The organism is uncultured Streptomyces sp. (assembly GCF_947488945.1).
Lineage (GTDB): Bacteria > Actinomycetota > Actinomycetes > Streptomycetales > Streptomycetaceae > Streptomyces.
This window is the reverse complement of sequence record NZ_CANLBS010000006.1, coordinates 163576-178192: the sequence shown is the minus strand read 5'-3', so window position 1 is coordinate 178192 and position 14617 is coordinate 163576. Positions and strand designations below refer to the sequence as shown.

General features: G+C 72.9%; 15 protein-coding genes. 5 read left to right on the top strand and 10 right to left on the bottom strand.

What is annotated here, in order from left to right; all coding sequences use genetic code 11:
- Nucleotides 1–57: 57 nt before the first annotated feature.
- A complete protein-coding gene (trpS, locus tag Q0994_RS11640) occupies nt 58–1071 on the bottom strand; it encodes a tryptophan--tRNA ligase (RefSeq protein ID WP_299532529.1) in 1014 nt (337 codons plus the stop codon).
- A 280-nt stretch (nt 1072–1351) separates the two neighbouring features.
- Here trpS and rocD point away from each other — a divergent pair, with 280 nt between their 5' ends.
- Nucleotides 1352–2566 carry an ornithine--oxo-acid transaminase gene (gene rocD, locus Q0994_RS11635; protein ID WP_299532527.1) on the top strand — a complete coding sequence of 405 codons (1215 nt, stop codon included), beginning with the start codon at nt 1352–1354 and terminating at the stop codon, nt 2564–2566.
- Nucleotides 2567–2632: 66 nt separating this feature from the next.
- Here the strand turns inward: rocD and Q0994_RS11630 are convergent, their stop codons facing one another.
- The 4 genes from Q0994_RS11630 to Q0994_RS11615 all read right to left on the bottom strand — a co-directional run bounded on the left by Q0994_RS11630 (nt 2633) and on the right by Q0994_RS11615 (nt 5373).
- On the bottom strand, nt 2633–3820 hold the full coding sequence (locus Q0994_RS11630) for a glutathionylspermidine synthase family protein (protein ID WP_299532525.1): 1188 nt from the start codon (nt 3818–3820) through the stop codon (nt 2633–2635).
- A gap of 6 nt (nt 3821–3826) precedes the next feature.
- Nucleotides 3827–4102: a hypothetical protein gene (locus Q0994_RS11625; protein ID WP_299532522.1), complete on the bottom strand. Its 276-nt coding sequence runs from the start codon at nt 4100–4102 to the stop codon at nt 3827–3829.
- Between the two features lie 237 nt (nt 4103–4339).
- Nucleotides 4340–4546: a DUF397 domain-containing protein gene (locus tag Q0994_RS11620; protein ID WP_299532520.1), complete on the bottom strand. Its 207-nt coding sequence runs from the start codon at nt 4544–4546 to the stop codon at nt 4340–4342.
- A complete protein-coding gene (locus tag Q0994_RS11615; protein ID WP_299532518.1) occupies nt 4540–5373 on the bottom strand; it encodes a helix-turn-helix transcriptional regulator in 834 nt (277 codons plus the stop codon). The genes Q0994_RS11620 and Q0994_RS11615 overlap by 7 nt, the downstream gene beginning before the upstream one ends.
- A gap of 202 nt (nt 5374–5575) precedes the next feature.
- On the opposite strand from Q0994_RS11615, the gene Q0994_RS11610 reads away from it, so the two are divergent.
- The 3 genes from Q0994_RS11610 (at nt 5576) to Q0994_RS11600 (ending at nt 7388) form a co-directional block, all read left to right on the top strand.
- Entirely contained in the window at nt 5576–5797 is a 222-nt protein-coding gene (locus tag Q0994_RS11610; RefSeq protein WP_299532516.1) for a hypothetical protein, read from the top strand.
- 137 nt (nt 5798–5934) lie between these two features.
- Nucleotides 5935–6354, top strand: a complete 420-nt coding sequence (locus Q0994_RS11605; protein WP_299533038.1) for an NUDIX hydrolase — start codon at nt 5935–5937, stop codon at nt 6352–6354.
- A gap of 131 nt (nt 6355–6485) precedes the next feature.
- A complete protein-coding gene (locus tag Q0994_RS11600; RefSeq protein WP_299532513.1) occupies nt 6486–7388 on the top strand; it encodes an SGNH/GDSL hydrolase family protein in 903 nt (300 codons plus the stop codon).
- Between the two features lie 116 nt (nt 7389–7504).
- Here the strand turns inward: Q0994_RS11600 and Q0994_RS11595 are convergent, their stop codons facing one another.
- Nucleotides 7505–8905, bottom strand: coding sequence for a PLP-dependent aminotransferase family protein (locus tag Q0994_RS11595; RefSeq protein ID WP_299532511.1), 1401 nt, complete (start codon nt 8903–8905; stop codon nt 7505–7507).
- Between the two features lie 47 nt (nt 8906–8952).
- Here Q0994_RS11595 and Q0994_RS11590 point away from each other — a divergent pair, with 47 nt between their 5' ends.
- A complete protein-coding gene (locus Q0994_RS11590; protein ID WP_299532508.1) occupies nt 8953–9453 on the top strand; it encodes a carboxymuconolactone decarboxylase family protein in 501 nt (166 codons plus the stop codon).
- 58 nt (nt 9454–9511) lie between these two features.
- Here Q0994_RS11590 and Q0994_RS11585 read toward each other — a convergent pair whose 3' ends face one another.
- From Q0994_RS11585 to Q0994_RS11570, 4 genes are all read right to left on the bottom strand, one after another.
- The gene (locus tag Q0994_RS11585) at nt 9512–10558 is read right to left on the bottom strand and encodes a serine/arginine repetitive matrix protein 2 (protein ID WP_299532506.1); all 1047 of its coding nucleotides are present in this window, start codon (nt 10556–10558) and stop codon (nt 9512–9514) included.
- Between the two features lie 3 nt (nt 10559–10561).
- On the bottom strand, nt 10562–10942 hold the full coding sequence (locus Q0994_RS11580; RefSeq protein ID WP_299532503.1) for a hypothetical protein: 381 nt from the start codon (nt 10940–10942) through the stop codon (nt 10562–10564).
- A gap of 56 nt (nt 10943–10998) precedes the next feature.
- The gene (locus Q0994_RS11575; protein WP_299532500.1) at nt 10999–12930 is read right to left on the bottom strand and encodes a hypothetical protein; all 1932 of its coding nucleotides are present in this window, start codon (nt 12928–12930) and stop codon (nt 10999–11001) included.
- A 294-nt stretch (nt 12931–13224) separates the two neighbouring features.
- Complete coding sequence (locus Q0994_RS11570; protein ID WP_299532498.1) at nt 13225–14214, bottom strand: malate dehydrogenase; 990 nt, start codon at nt 14212–14214, stop codon at nt 13225–13227.
- Nucleotides 14215–14617: the final 403 nt, after the last annotated feature.

The window sequence follows — 14617 nt, the reverse complement described above, 5'->3', positions numbered from 1 at the left end:
ATGCCCGTCGCCGCCAGTGTGACTCGTGGGGCCCCGAAACCGCCAGGGCCCTTCGGCTCAGTGCTTGGCGGGCAGAAGGCCCATCCGGTCGTACGCCTGCGCCAGCGTCTCGGCCGCGACCGCACGCGCCTTCTGCGCGCCCACGGCCAGGATCGAGTCCAGCGTCTCCGGATCGTCCAGGTATTCCTGCGTGCGCGTACGGAACGGGGTCACGAACTCCACCATGACCTCGGCCAGCTCCGTCTTGAGCGCGCCGTACCCCTGCCCCTCGTACTTCTGTTCGAGGTCCGCGACCGGGGTGCCGGTGAGGGTGGAGTAGATGGAGAGGAGGTTGCTGACGCCCGGCTTGTTCTCCGGGTCGAAGCGGATCACCGTGTCCGTGTCGGTGACGGCGCTGCGCACCTTCTTCGCGGTGGCCTTCGGCTCGTCCAGGAGGTTGATCAGGCCCTTCGGCGTGGACGCCGACTTGCTCATCTTGATCGACGGGTCCTGGAGGTCGTAGATCTTGCCGGTCTCCTTGAGGATGTACGGCGCCGGGACCGTGAACGTCTCGCCGAAGCGGCCGTTGAAGCGCTCCGCGAGGTCGCGGGTCAGCTCGATGTGCTGGCGCTGGTCCTCGCCGACCGGGACCTGGTGGGCCTGGTAGAGCAGGATGTCCGCGACCTGGAGGATCGGGTAGGTGAACAGTCCGACGGTCGCGCGGTCGGCGCCCTGCTTGGCGGCCTTGTCCTTGAACTGCGTCATCCGCGACGCCTCGCCGAAGCCGGCGAGGCAGTTCATCAGCCAGCCGAGCTGGGCGTGCTCGGGCACGTGGCTCTGCACGAACAGGGTGCAGCGCTCGGGGTCGAGCCCCGCCGCAAGCAACTGGGCCACCGCCAGGCGGGTGTTGGCGCGCAGCTCCGCCGGGTCCTGCGGCACGGTGATCGCGTGCAGGTCCACCACCATGTAGAAGGCGTCGTGGGACTCCTGCAGCGCCACCCACTGGCGCACCGCGCCCAGGTAGTTGCCGAGGTGGAACGAGCCTGCGGTGGGCTGGATTCCGGAGAGCACGCGAGGTCGGTCAGAGGCCATGCAGCCATTGTCTCAGGTACGGAACGGTTCTCCGGCAGAAGGTGCGGAGAAGACACGGACGGCGGGACCGCACGCGCGAACCGGCCCGGCGCGTCGGGCGGACCCGCGCACATCGGGCCCGCGCGACGCGCGCGCCGTGCGGCGCGAGGTTTCCCCGGCCGACGGGCGAGCGACGATACAAAGTGGGCAGGCCGTATCCCGCCGGGGACCGGACCCGCCCGCTCCCCCCGCGGGGCCGGGCCGCCACCCCCGCCCGCCCCGCACGACGAACGGAGACCCCGTGTCGACCACGGAGAACGCCCTCGCCTCCGCCGAGGCCCACAGCGCGCACAACTACCACCCGCTGCCCGTCGTCGTCGCCACGGCGGACGGCGCGTGGATGACCGACGTGGAGGGCCGCCGCTACCTGGATATGCTGGCCGGCTACTCCGCGCTGAACTTCGGCCACGGCAACCGCCGCCTGATCGACGCCGCCAGGACCCAGTTGGAGCGGGTCACGCTGACCTCGCGGGCCTTCCACCACGACCGGTTCGCCGACTTCTGCGCGGAGCTGGCCGAGCTGTGCGGCATGGAGACGGTGCTGCCGATGAACACCGGTGCGGAGGCCGTGGAGACGGCGGTCAAGATGGCCCGCAAGTGGGGCTACCGCGTCAAGGGCGTGCCGGACGGCATGGCGAAGATCATCGTGGCCGCCGACAACTTCCACGGCCGCACCACCACGATCATCAGCTTCTCCACCGACCCCGAGGCGCGCGCCGACTACGGCCCCTACACCCCCGGTTTCGAGATCGTCCCGTACGGCGACCTCACCGCGATGCGGGAGGCGATGACCGAGAACACCGTGGCGGTGCTGCTGGAGCCGATCCAGGGCGAAGCCGGGGTCCTGGTGCCGCCGCCGGGCTATCTGGCGGGCGTCCGGGAGCTCACCCGGGAGCGGAACGTGCTCTTCGTCGCCGACGAGATCCAGTCGGGCCTGGGCCGCACCGGGCGGACCTTCGCCTGCGAGCACGAGGGCGTGGCGCCCGACGCGTACCTGCTCGGCAAGGCGCTGGGCGGCGGGGTGGTCCCGGTCTCCGCGGTGGTCTCGTCGGCCGAGGTGATGGGGGTCTTCCGGCCGGGTGAGCACGGCTCGACGTTCGGCGGGAACCCGCTGGCCTGCGCGGTGGCGCTGGAGGTGATCGCGATGCTGCGCACCGGGGAGTACCAGCAGCGGGCCGCGGAGCTGGGCGACCACCTGCACCGCGAGCTGGGTGTGCTGACCGGGACGGGGGCGGTCGACGCGGTGCGCGGCCGGGGCCTGTGGGCGGGCGTCGACGTCGCGCCCCGGCTCGGCACCGGCCGGGAGATCTCCGAGCGGCTGATGGAGCGGGGCGTCCTGGTCAAGGACACCCACGGTTCGACCATCCGCATCGCGCCCCCGCTGGTGATCTCCAAGGAGGACCTGGACTGGGGGCTGGACCAGCTCCGCGCGGTGCTGGGCGGCACCGGGCGGTGAACCCGTGGGGCCGGCCGCGCCGCTCCCGTCGGGGCGACGCGGCCGGTCCCGTTCCGTCCGGTTTCCTCAGAGGATGACGTGGGGGAGGAAGCGGGCGTACTCGTCGGTGACCGGTCCCGACGACTCGCGGATGCCGAGTCCGGCCGCCTCGTTCTCCACGACCCACGCGCCGAGCACCACCCGGTTGCCACCGAAGTCGGGCAGCGGCGCCAACTCCTGGTAGCAACAGCGCTCTTCGCGCACGACCGGCGCCTCCCCCGCACCGTGCAGCACGACTCCGTCGCCCTCGCGGCCGAGCAGCGGCTTGGAGACCCAGCCGGGTCCGCCGGGCGCGGCGAGCTCACGCGGGCCGTCGAGGTACGCCGGCAGCAGGTTGGGGTGGCCGGGGTACAGCTCCCAGAGGATCGCCAGCAGCGCCTTGTTGGAGAGCAGCATCTTCCAGGCGGGCTCGATCCAGCAGGTGGTGCCGGTGCCGCCGCCGTTGTCCAGGGTGTCCAGGACGTGCGGACCGAACGCGTCGGTCGCGAGCCACTCCCACGGGTACAGCTTGAAGCAGCTGCGGATGAACCGGAGCCGGTCGTCCACGAAGCGGCCGGCCAGGTGGTCCCAGCCGATCTGCTCGACGGAGAGCGCCTCCGTCTCGATCCCGGCCTGCTCGGCGGTCTCCCGCAGATAGGCGACGGTCATCAGGTCCTCGCCCAGTTCGTCGCCGTCGGAGTGGGCGAAGTGCAGCGGCCCCGGCGGCAGCAGCGCGGCCTGCCGTTTCCAGCCGTCGACCAGGCGCTCGTGCAGCGAGTTCCACTGGTCGGCGCCGGGGAACCTCTCCTCCATCCAGAACCACTGCGGGCTGGCCGCCTCCACCAGCGAGGTCGGGGTGTCGGCGTTGTACTCCAGCATCTTCGCCGGCCCGGTCCCGTCGTAGCGCAGGTCGAACCGCCCGTAGAGCGACGGGAGTTCGGCCCTGCGATGCCAGGAGTCGGCGATCAGCCCGGCCAGCCGGGGCTGGGTGATGCCCAGATCGGCGAATCGGTTCTGCTCGACGATGTGCGCGGCGGCCGCCAGGCACATGGTGTGCAGTTCCTCGACCACCTCTTCGAGCGCCTCGACCTCCGGCAGCGAGAAGACGTAGTACGCGCTCTCGTCCCAGTACGGGCGCAGCGAGCCGTCGGGGTAGCGGGTCAGCGGGTAGATCAGCCCCTGCTCCTCGACGGTCCGCTGCCAGCCGGGGCGGGGCTCGATGGTGCGGCGTTCCATCGCGGATCAGCCGCCGCTGGACTTGGACGAGCCGAAGCCGCCGCGCGACACGGCGGACTTGTCGAAGCTGCCGCCGGAGACCTTGCCGTTCTTGACGCTGCCGCCGTAGTAGTACATGCCGTGCCCGGACCGGTTGTCGCACTCGTACTTCGGCAGCTTCTCGCGGGTGACCCTGTCGACGCACCGCTTGTCCGGCTCGGACCCGCACGCCGTCAGCGTCGCGGCCAGCAGCCCCATCCCGCCCAGCACCACCGTGGTCGACCGCAGCATGCGCTTGGCCATGTGTTCTCTCCCCCTCGTCCGGACCGCCGCGGGGCGGCCCGTCGGACATCGTGTTCGATCGCCCGTCACATTAGATGGCGTATCCATCCGAGGGGTAGCCCGGGGACGGGCGGACGGTGGGCGGGGGCCGACGTGTGCGGCCGTGGGGCGGGCGGTGCGCGTGATGCCTGCGGTGCGGCCCGTCGGCGGGAGGGCGACGGGCCGCAGGGCTTGTACGGGACGGAGGCCGGCGGGCGCTCAGACCCGCCGGTCGGCGCGGGCGAGGGCGACCAGCCCCGCCCAGGCGGCGGGGCCCACCCGCAGCACCGGTCCGGCCGGCCGCTTGCTGTCCCGCACCGGGACCACCCCCGTCGTACCGGTGCAGCTCGGTGACCACTCGACGCAGTTGCCGCCTTCGGGACTGCTGTAGGTCGAACTGATCCATCGCGGAAGGGAGTTCACCATGTGTCCAATTTCTCTCGGATGAGGGCGGCGCTGTCGCGTGCGGACAGGGCTTCGCTGGTCAGTTCATCGTATGCACGCAGCGCGTTGCGGACCTGCTCCACGTCTTCGATGATCGCCGCCGTCCTGAACGCCTCGACGCACGCGTACGTCTGATGTTGGGGGGTGGTCAGCAGGGTGATCGGCGAATCGATCAGCAGGTGCGGCTCCGCGTCGAGTGGCAGGACCTGGATCCGGGTGGTCAGGCGCTGGGTATGAGCCAGCAGGGCCGCGAGCTGGTCACGCATCACCTCGGCCGTGCCCACCCGCCGTCCGAGGACCGATTCGCAGATGATCAATCGCACCACCGGCGGCGAAGCTCCCCGCAGCAGGTCCTGGCGAGCCAGCCGTGCGCCCACCAGCGCGCCGATCTCCTCCTCCCCCGCCCTCGGGTCCCCGCGCCGCAGGAGCGCCCGCGCATACGCCCCCGTCTGGAAGAGCCCCGGCACGATGGTCGGTGACCACTCCCAGACGGCCACCGCCGTCTTCTCCAACGCCATCCGCCGCCGGTACAGGGCGGGGAACGAGGACGCCACCGCCTCTTCGTAGAGGCGCTTGAAGTGGCCGTCGGTCCGGAAGATCTGGTCGAACAGCACCGGCAGGGTGGGCGGGACGGGCCCCACGCCGTTCTCGACGCGGCTGACGGTGGTCTTCGAGGTGCGGGCCCGCCGGGCGAGTTCGGTCTGGCTGAGCGGTCCCTCCGGGTGCAACTCCCGTGCCGTGCGCAGGTCCTGCGCGAACCTCTCGCGGGCGTCGAGTCCGCTCGCGTCAACCCGAGTCTCCGATGTCATCCCTGTCCCCTCCCGACCGTGAGTCCGGTCACCGCGTGTCGACGGATCATCGACGCTGCTCACGGGCTCGCGCATATGCCGCCCTGACCAAAACGCAGGTCGAACGCCATGAGCGCCCCGCACCGGGCTTTCTGCCCTCACTCTGGGTATCGCATCGAGCACGCGCGGCGTGCGGAAGGGACGAGAAAGAGTGAAAAGCGATATGAGCACACCGGAGATCGGCGATCTGCTGCTGGACACCGGTCACGAGGACCGCATCGGGGAGTTCCGGGGCATGTCCGGTCCCTACTGGGCCCTGAGGCCGCTGCTCGGGGGCCGGGAGTGGGAGGCCGAGCCCGCGCGGGTACGACCGCTGACGCCCCGGGAGCGGCTGCGCGCCGCCACCGCGGAGCGCAACGCGCGGAGCAGGGGGGAACGGCTGTGACGCACGCACCGGAACCCGCGCGACCCGAGAGGCGGCCGAATGCGGCGGAGGGCTGCCCCACCTGTCGGGAACTCGACCACGCGGAGGCGTCGGCCGTCGCGTCACGGGACCTCAGCGGCGCGGTCGACTGCCGGGTGCTGCGGCGTCGCCACCGGTCGTCCGCGCACGGGGCACCCGTCGCCGCGGCCGTCGTCGTCCACGACGGGCGGGTCCTGCTGGTGCGCCGCCGGGTGGCCGAGGGGCGGCTCTCCTGGCAGTTCCCCTCCGGCAAGGCCGAGCCCGGCGAGACCGTCGCGGAGGCCGCCGTGCGGGAGACCTGCGAGGAGACCGGGCTGCGGGTGGAGGCCGTGGGGCCGCTCGGCGAGCGGGTCCATCCGGATACCGGCCGGCACCTCTCGTACACCGCCTGCACGGTGATCGGCGGGACCGCCCGCGTGGCGGCGGCGGACGAGGTGGCGGAGGTGGTCTGGGCCGGGCACGACGAGATCCCGGCGTACGTCCCTCAAGGGCTGTTCGAACCGGTGCGGAGGTACCTCGATGCGGTGATGCGACGCTGATCCTCCGTCAGGTCCGGTGCTTATACGAGAACGTGGGGGCGGCCGGCGGGCCGGCGACCGGCCGGTGTGGTGCGGGCCGATCGCCCCCGGCCCCTCGGACAATGGGGCCCCGACGACAACGGAGCCGCCCCGTGCAGACCCGCCCGCGTACCCCCCTGGCCGCCGTGTCCGCCGCTCTCTGCACCTCCCTGTGCGCCGCCGGGGTCCTCGCCGCCGCCGCGCCCGTGACCTCCGCCGCCCCCCGACCGCCCGCCTCCGCGCCCGCGCCGCTCGACTACGTCGCGCTGGGCGACTCGTTCGCCGCCGCACCGCTGGTCTCGCCCGCCGACCCGTCCAACCTGCTCTGCGTGCGCTCGCTCGCCGATTACCCCCACGTCGCCGCGAAGGCGCTGGGCGCGCGGCTGACGGACGTCAGTTGCTCGGCCGCCACCGCCGGTGACCTGAGCAAGCCCCAGCATCCGGGCACCCGCCCGCAGTACGAGGCGCTCAACACCGGCACCGACGTCGTCAGCATCACCATCGGCGGCAACGACACCGGGCTGGTGGCCGCCGCCCTGGACTGCGTCAACCTGCTTCCGGAGCCCGTCGGGTCCAGTTGCGCCGCCCGGAACACCGCCGGCGGGTCGGACAAGGTGAAGGACGGGATCGACGCCTGGGCCCCGCAGTTCGGCACCGTGCTGGCGGAGATCCGGCGGCGGTCGCCGCACGCGGACGTCTTCGTCATCGGCTACGGCAACTACATCCGGCCCGGCGGCTGTTTCCCGGTGCAGCCGCTCTGGGCGGACGACGCCACCTATCTCCAGGGCGCCGTCAATCATCTGGGGGCGGTGCTGCGGGACGCCGCACACGACCACGGGGCGACCTTCGTGGACACGTACCGGCTGGGCATCGGGCACGACGCGTGCGCCGCGCCCGCCGACCGGCACACCGAGGGGTTCGTGCCCACCGACGACGCCGCCCCTCTGCACCCCAACGGCAAGGGGGCCGAGGCGGTCGGCGAGGCGCTGGCCGCCGCCGTGCGCGTCACCCGCTGACGCCGTCGGACCGGGGCGCCGGGACCCACCGCCGCCGTGCCGGCGCGGGCGCGGTGCACGCGCCGTGCCGACGCGGGCTCCGGGACCAACACTCCCGGCCGATCCGCGGCCCCGCCTCAGGGCAGCACCCGGCAGAGCGCCTCCAGGGTGCCCGCCCAGGCGCTGTCGGTGGGGGTTCCGTAGCCGATCACCAGGCCGTCCGCGCCCGGAGCGGCGTCCGGATGCCGGAAGCGGGAGAGCCCTTCGAGGGCGAGCCCCTGGAACGCGGCGGACTGGATCACGGACCGCTCGGTGCCGGGCGGCAGCGTGAGGACGGCGTGCAGTCCGGCCGCGATCCCGCTGACGGTGATGTCCGGTGCGCGTGCGGCGAGTTCGGCGACGAGCTGGTCGCGGCGGCGGCGGTAGCGCAGCCGCATCGCGCGCACATGGCGGTCGTACGCCCCCGAGGTGATCAGTTCGGCGAGGGTGAGCTGGTCCGGGGTGCCGGACATCCAGTCCGAGATGCCCTTCGCCTCCGCCACCGGGCCGACCAGTCCTTCCGGCAGCACCATCCAGGCCAGTCTCAGGGCGGGCGCCAGGGACTTGCTGGCCGTGCCGAAGTAGACGACGCGCTCCGGGTCGAGCCCTTGGAGGGCGCCGACGGGCTGGCGGTCGTAACGGAACTCGCCGTCGTAGTCGTCCTCCAGAATCAGACCGCCCGTCGCACGCGCCCAGTCGACCGCGGCCGCCCGCCGGTCCGGGTGCAGCGGCATGCCGGTGGGGAACTGGTGCGCGGGTGTCACCAGCACCGCCGCCGTGTCCCGCATGCCCGCCAGCCCGTCGGTGCGGGTGCCGAGTCCGTCGATCGGCAGCCTCGGGGTGCGCAGCCCGGCGTCCGCCAGCAGGTCCCAGTGGAAGTCGAGACCGTACGACTCGACCGCCACCGCACGGGCCCGGCGGGCGCGCAGGACCCGGCCGAGCAGCATCAGGCCGTGCACGAACCCCGAGCAGACGACCACCCGTTCGGGGTCGGCGTACACACCGCGCGCCCGGCCCAGGTAGTCGGCGAGGGCGGTGCGCAGCTCGATGCGGCCCCGCGGATCGCCGTAGCCGAAGGCCTCGTAGGGGGCGTCGGTCAGTGCGCGCCGGGACGCCCGGAGCCACTCCGCACGCGGAAAGGAGGCGAGGTCCGGCTGGCCGGGCAGCAGGCTGTACGCGGGCGCGCGGGAAGCGGGGCCGCGGCGGGCGCCGGGGCCGGCCGGGCGGCGCGGGGCGGACCGGCGGGCGACCGTGGTGCCGGAGCCCTGCCGGGCGGTGAGCCAGCCCTCCGCCACGAGTTCCGCGTAGGCGTCGGCGACGGTGTTGCGGGCGACGCCCAGGTCGGAGGCGAGCGCCCGGGAGGAGGGCAGCCGGGTTCCGGGTCCGAGACGACCCGACCGGACCGCCTCCCGCAGCGCCTCCATCAGGCCGCTGCGGACGCCGGCGCCCTTCGGCTCGATGTGCAGGTCGGCCCCGAAAGTGGCCCATGAATCGGTCATGGAAATGGACCATAGCGAGAGGCCATCCGTTGCGTAGCGTCGTTGTCATGACGACACACGCACACGCCACGTCCGAGTACGTTCCCGAGCACACCCCCCGCCTCAACTGGGCCGAGCACGCCCCCGAGGTCTACAAGGCCGTGGCCCGGCTCGACGCCGCCGCCAACAAGGGCGTGGAACCGGTGCTGGCGGAACTGGTGAAGATCCGCGCCTCGCAGCTCAACCACTGCGCGTTCTGCCTGGACATGCACACCAAGGACGCGCTCGCGGCCGGCGAGTCCGTGCAGCGCATCGTGCAGCTCTCCGCCTGGGAGGAGTCGCGGCACTTCTACACGGAGAGGGAGATCGCGGCGATCGAGCTGACCGAGGCGATCACCGTGCTGACCGACGGCTTCGTGCCGGACGAGGTCTTCGAGAAGGCCGCCAAGCACTTCGACGAGACCGAGCTGACCCACCTGATCGCCTCGATCAACGTCATCAACGTGTGGAACCGGTTCGCCGTCTCCACCCGCATGGTGCCCGGCCACTACACGCCGGGCTCGCACTGACCCGACGCGCACCCCGGCCGGCTTCGACCCGTACGGGTCACGTCCCGGCCCGTACGGGTCAGAACGGCGACGCGTACGGGTCGAAGCCGGCCATCGCCACGTCGAGCACCTCGCGCTGGCGGGGCCACCCGGTGTCGGGGCCGGCGACCAGGAGCGCGTAGAGCCTGCCGTCCGACGCGGTGAAGACCCGGTCGACGACCTGGCGCCGGCCTCCGGTCTCCGCGCTGTCGTAGGCGTAGACCAGCTCGGCGGCGTCGGTGCCGTCCTGCGTCGCGTACGGGCCGACGGCGATCTCCTCGAAGCCGGGGGTGGAACGGCGGCTCTCCGACGCGGCGGCCACCGCGTCCAGGGCGGTCATCGGCTCCACGATCCGGAAGATCTGCAACAGTTCCGTGCCGTCGGACGACTCGTAGTAGACACCGTGCTCGTCCTCGGTGCGGTCGTGCCAGTCGTCGGGGACGTCGACGGAGAAGCCCTCGACGTCGTCGGCCGTGGAGTATCCGGGCGGCGGACCGGTGCTCTCCGACGGGGACCCGGTGTCCGCCCCGTCCGTCGGCAGCCCCTCGGCCTCCTCATCGGTCGGCTCCTCGGGGACCCCCTCGTCCAGCGGCGCCGACGCCGAGGAACCGGGCCCGCCCGCGCGGCCCCCGTCGTCCGGGGAGCCGAGGGCGAACCACAGCCCCGCCGCACCGGTGGCGAGCACCGCCACGGCCAGTGCCGCCGTCACCGGGGTGAGCCGCCGCGTCCAGGGGGCCTGCTCCCCCGAGGGCCCGTGAGGTGTGCCGACGATCCCGTCAGGGGTCGTGTCCGGCCCGTACGGGTGGGCGCCGGAGACCTCGGGGGCCGTGTACGAGTGGTATGCGGGCGCCCCGGAGGGCCCGTGCGGCCGCGCCCCCTCGCCGTCCCCGCGCGGGGGCTGTTCCGGCACGCCCTGGAGCCCGCCGGTGTCACCGGCCGCCCCCGGTGCCGTGGGCTGCGGCGGGTGCGGAGGCACGACCGGCCGCGACGTCGGGACGGGCGGCAGCGGCCCCGCGGGCGCCCGGTCGTCCGGCGTCTCCCAACTCTGCGTCTCGTCGTTCCAGCGTGCCGGAGCGCCCCGCCGCATCGGTCAGCCTCCCAGCAGCGCGGCGAGCGACTCGCCGACGGCGACCCCGGAGGCCAGCGTGGCGACGAGCGCGCCCGCGGCGTCCATGGCTTCGCGCAGCCGGACGAGCCGCCCCTGCGAGGCGGCTCCGGCCGTCCCGATCTCCTCGGCCACCGAGTCCAGTTCGGCGTCCAGCGCCTGCGTGGCGTCCGAGGCGACGAACCGGGCCAGGTCCTCGCGGAGCCGCAGCACCTCGCGCCGCAGTGCCTCCTGCCGTTCGTCGGCGGCTGCCGCCCCCTGGTGCTGGGTGACCGTGTTGTGGTCGCCGACGGCGAACGCGCTGCCGGTCACCGAGCCGATGTGGACGCCCGGCTGCCGCCGTCCGTCCGATGCGGATTCCGCCATGTCCTCTGCCTCCGGGTCGTGATGGTGGTCGTACGCGTGCGGGGCCCACGGGCCGGTCAGGGACCGGACGGCCCCGCCGGGCCGGTGTCCGCGGGCCTCCCGGGACCCGCGCCGGGGCGCGGGATCCTCGGCCCGTCGGCACCGAAAGGCCCGGACTTCGGGCCGGATTTCGGGCCGGACTTCGGGCCGGGGTCCTTCGGCGGTACCGGGCCCGGCCCTGCGGTGCGCCGGATGTCGTTGTGGTCGCCGATGCCGATGGCGCTGTCCTTCGCGGACTCGATGAAGACGCCGCCTGCCCCGACGTGCACGATCTTCTGCTCGAACTCGTCGGTGTGGTAGCCGGCTTCCCGCAGCGCCAGCCGGACGCCGCCGGCCACCCGGTCCTGGATGCTCTTCAGGTACCGGTTGATGTCCATGTCCTGGAAGAGGGTGGCCTCGTCGTCCGCCGCCAGTTCCCGGACGGACAGCGCCGGGCCCTCGGGCAGCGCACGGGAGTCGCCGTCCGTCAGCCGCTTGCGCCAGAGGGAGAGGCCCGCGCCCAGCGTCACCAACGACCGCACCAACGATCCGGGCATGTGGACGAGGGCCCAGTAGACCTTGCCCACACGGTTGTTGTCGCGGTGACGCTCGGCGGCCCGCTCGGCGTCGTGGAAGAACCTCAGCAGCGGCATCAGGACGTGCGGAGCGACCTCCAGCATCAGCATGCCGCCTTGGGTGTGGACCCGGACGAAGACGGTGACCACCACCTCCTCGCCCCAGCCGCCGACCCGGATGCGCAGGAAGTGCCGCCGGCTCTCGCCGCCCTCTTCGACGGCGGCGGCCCGGTGGACCTCGAACTGCCCCTCGCCGTAGGGGGCGTCGTCCCGATTCCGCAGTCCGCGCACGGGCAGGAAGACGCACTCGTCGACGCGCAGTTCGCGCAACCGGTCCCGGACGGCGGCCGCGGCCTGCGGCGAGCCGTGCCCGGCCGGCACCCTGAGGTCCTCCAGCAGCGGCACGATCCGCCGCAGCACACCCGCGTTGTCGAGGGGTTCCGCCGACTCGCCCTCGACCGGGCGGAGTTCGACCGACAGGTTCCAGGGGTGGTGGCTCTCGCCGCTGCCGCAGAACGGGTCGTCCTCGTTGTACATCACCAGCGACGCGTGCTGTTCGACCCGGATGCGCTCCTGGAGCCGTCGCAACCGCGGTCCGGCCGTCCGCTCCGCCGGGTCCTCGGAGACGCGGGCGAACTCCCCGCGCGACAGCTCGCCCGCCATGGTGCGGGCGAACTGCCCCCGCCGCAGGCCGGTGAGGGCGGTGAGCAGGGCGGCGAACAGCAGCGCGACCCAGACACTGCCGGTCGCGGAGCCCACGTCGTCGAACACGCCCACCACGGCGTCCGGGCTCAGCGCGTCGGTGACCGTGGTGCCGATGCCGTCGGAGTCGTAGAAGGAATCCTCGTAGCCGTACGAGGAGTCGTAGCCGTAGCCGTCGGAGGAGTAGTCCGGCTCGTCGTCGTCCGTGAACAGGCCCACGACGCCCAGCGCCAGTCCGAAGACGGCCACCAGGGCCATCAGGAACCGGCCGTACCAGCGCAGCACGAGGGCCGGGAAGGTCCGGTACAGCGGGGCGGTACGGGCCGTTCCCCGTACCAGCGGAGCGAGGCCCAGCAGGACGGCGGGCCAGAACAGTCCGGCCAGGAAGCCGCGGGAGAGCACCACGCCGAGGACCCAGGCGGCCAACGTGCCGGCCGCCCAGCAGAGTTCGGTCCGGCGGGCCCGTACGGCGTGGGCGAGCACCCGGGCCGCGTCGAAACCGGTGGAGGGGGCGACGACACGCTGCTCCTGCACGTAGAGCTGGTCGATCACCGCCTCGCGGAAACCGTCGTGCAGATGCACCCCGGCGCACAGCAGCCGGCACGCCTCGCTGGTGGCCGGGTGGACGGGCGGCTTCCCGCTCGGTGCGTCCGGGCCGTACGACGGCCGGGACGGCACGGATCCTTCGGCCACCTGCACCCCTCGGAAGACGACGGCACGCACCGGTGGGGCGCGCCGCGACGGAAAACGGAGGCCAATGTAGCGGCGTCCGGCGGGTGCGTGCAGGGAATTGCGGGCCAAAGCCCCGGCGGGAAAGGCCAGTTGCCGACGTCCTCGACGAATCCGGTACCCGTGGGCGTCCGTTCCGGGCCGCAGGGGCGCACATGCCGGAGCGCCCGCACGGCGTGGGCCGTGCGGGCGCTCCGGGTACGGGTCCGTCCGGCGTCCGGCCCGTGGCTGCTGCCGGGACCGGAGGGACGGACCGCGTCAGATCAGGCCGAGCTCGCGGACCGCGTCGCGCTCCTCGGCAAGCTCCTTGACCGACGCGTCGATGCGCGCGCGGGAGAACTCGTTGATGTCCAGACCCTGGACGATCTTGTACGTGCCGTTCTCGGTGGTGACCGGGAAGGACGAGATGAGGCCCTCGGGGACGCCGTAGGAGCCGTCCGAGGGGATGCCCATGGAGGTCCAGTTGCCCTCGGCGGTGCCGTTGACCCACGTGTACACGTGGTCGATGGCGGCGTTGGCGGCGGAGGCGGCCGAGGACGCGCCACGGGCCTCGATGATCGCCGCGCCGCGCTTGGCGACGGTCGGGATGAAGGTGTCGGCCAGCCACGCCTCGTCGTTGACGACCTCGGCGGCGTTCTTGCCGGCGATCTCCGCGTGGAAGATGTCCGGGTACTGGGTGGCCGAGTGGTTGCCCCAGATCGTCAGCTTCTTGATGTCGGAGACGGCGGAGCCGGTCTTCGCGGCGAGCTGCGAGATCGCGCGGTTGTGGTCCAGACGCGTCATGGCGGTGAAGCGCTCGGCCGGTACGTCCGGGGCGGCGGCCTGCGCGATGAGCGCGTTGGTGTTGGCCGGGTTGCCGACGACGAGGACCTTGATGTCGTCCGCGGCGTTGTCGTTGATCGCCTTGCCCTGCGGCTTGAAGATGCCGCCGTTGGCGGAGAGCAGGTCACCGCGCTCCATGCCCTTGGTGCGCGGGCGGGCGCCGACGAGCAGCGCGACGTTGGCGCCGTCGAAGGCGACGTTCGGGTCGTCGGTGATCTCGATGCCGCGCAGCAGCGGGAAGGCGCAGTCGTCGAGCTCCATCGCGGTGCCCTCGGCGGCCTTCAGGCCCTGCGGGATCTCCAGGAGGCGCAGGTTGACCGGCACGTCCGCGCCGAGCAGGTGGCCGGAGGCGATGCGGAAGAGCAGCGCGTAACCGATCTGGCCGGCTGCGCCGGTCACGGTGACATTCACGGGAGTGCGGGTCATGGCGATCTCCGTTAAGACAGCTGGCGGTGGGGGTCTTCGTGGCCCCGGATGCTGGACATCCCTGAATCTTGATGTGAAGAGATATCCAGCGGTCAGGCTATCCGACCCGGCCGGAGCCTTCGGTCCGACCCCCTGTGTGACCGCACACAGGAGCACCGGCCGTGCGGCCCCACGACCCGGCCCCCGGAGGCCCGCGCCGGGGCCGCCCAGCTGTCGAACCGTGCCGGAATGGTCACTTCCGTGCCACAGGACGAGAGCGCCCCTTGTTCCGGTCCTTCCATGTCCATGACGCTTGAGACGGACGGGGACGAGCCCGCCGGACGCCGCTCACGGGGGTGGCGGCGTCCCGCGCGGCCCCGGTCCGGGCGTCCGTCCCCCGTCGGGGGACAGGGGGACGGACGCC

Coding starts and splice junctions, on each gene's coding strand:
- Q0994_RS11585 (WP_299532506.1), bottom strand. CDS start 10,558: ATGCGGCGGGGCGCTCCGGCACGCTGGAACGACGAGACGCAGAGTTGG.
- Q0994_RS11590 (WP_299532508.1), top strand. CDS start 8,953: ATGACGACACACGCACACGCCACGTCCGAGTACGTTCCCGAGCACACC.
- Q0994_RS11630 (WP_299532525.1), bottom strand. CDS start 3,820: ATGGAACGCCGCACCATCGAGCCCCGCCCCGGCTGGCAGCGGACCGTC.
- Q0994_RS11610 (WP_299532516.1), top strand. CDS start 5,576: ATGAGCACACCGGAGATCGGCGATCTGCTGCTGGACACCGGTCACGAG.
- Q0994_RS11615 (WP_299532518.1), bottom strand. CDS start 5,373: ATGACATCGGAGACTCGGGTTGACGCGAGCGGACTCGACGCCCGCGAG.
- Q0994_RS11595 (WP_299532511.1), bottom strand. CDS start 8,905: ATGACCGATTCATGGGCCACTTTCGGGGCCGACCTGCACATCGAGCCG.
- Q0994_RS11625 (WP_299532522.1), bottom strand. CDS start 4,102: ATGGCCAAGCGCATGCTGCGGTCGACCACGGTGGTGCTGGGCGGGATG.
- Q0994_RS11570 (WP_299532498.1), bottom strand. CDS start 14,214: ATGACCCGCACTCCCGTGAATGTCACCGTGACCGGCGCAGCCGGCCAG.
- Q0994_RS11580 (WP_299532503.1), bottom strand. CDS start 10,942: ATGGCGGAATCCGCATCGGACGGACGGCGGCAGCCGGGCGTCCACATC.
- Q0994_RS11620 (WP_299532520.1), bottom strand. CDS start 4,546: ATGGTGAACTCCCTTCCGCGATGGATCAGTTCGACCTACAGCAGTCCC.
- trpS (WP_299532529.1), bottom strand. CDS start 1,071: ATGGCCTCTGACCGACCTCGCGTGCTCTCCGGAATCCAGCCCACCGCA.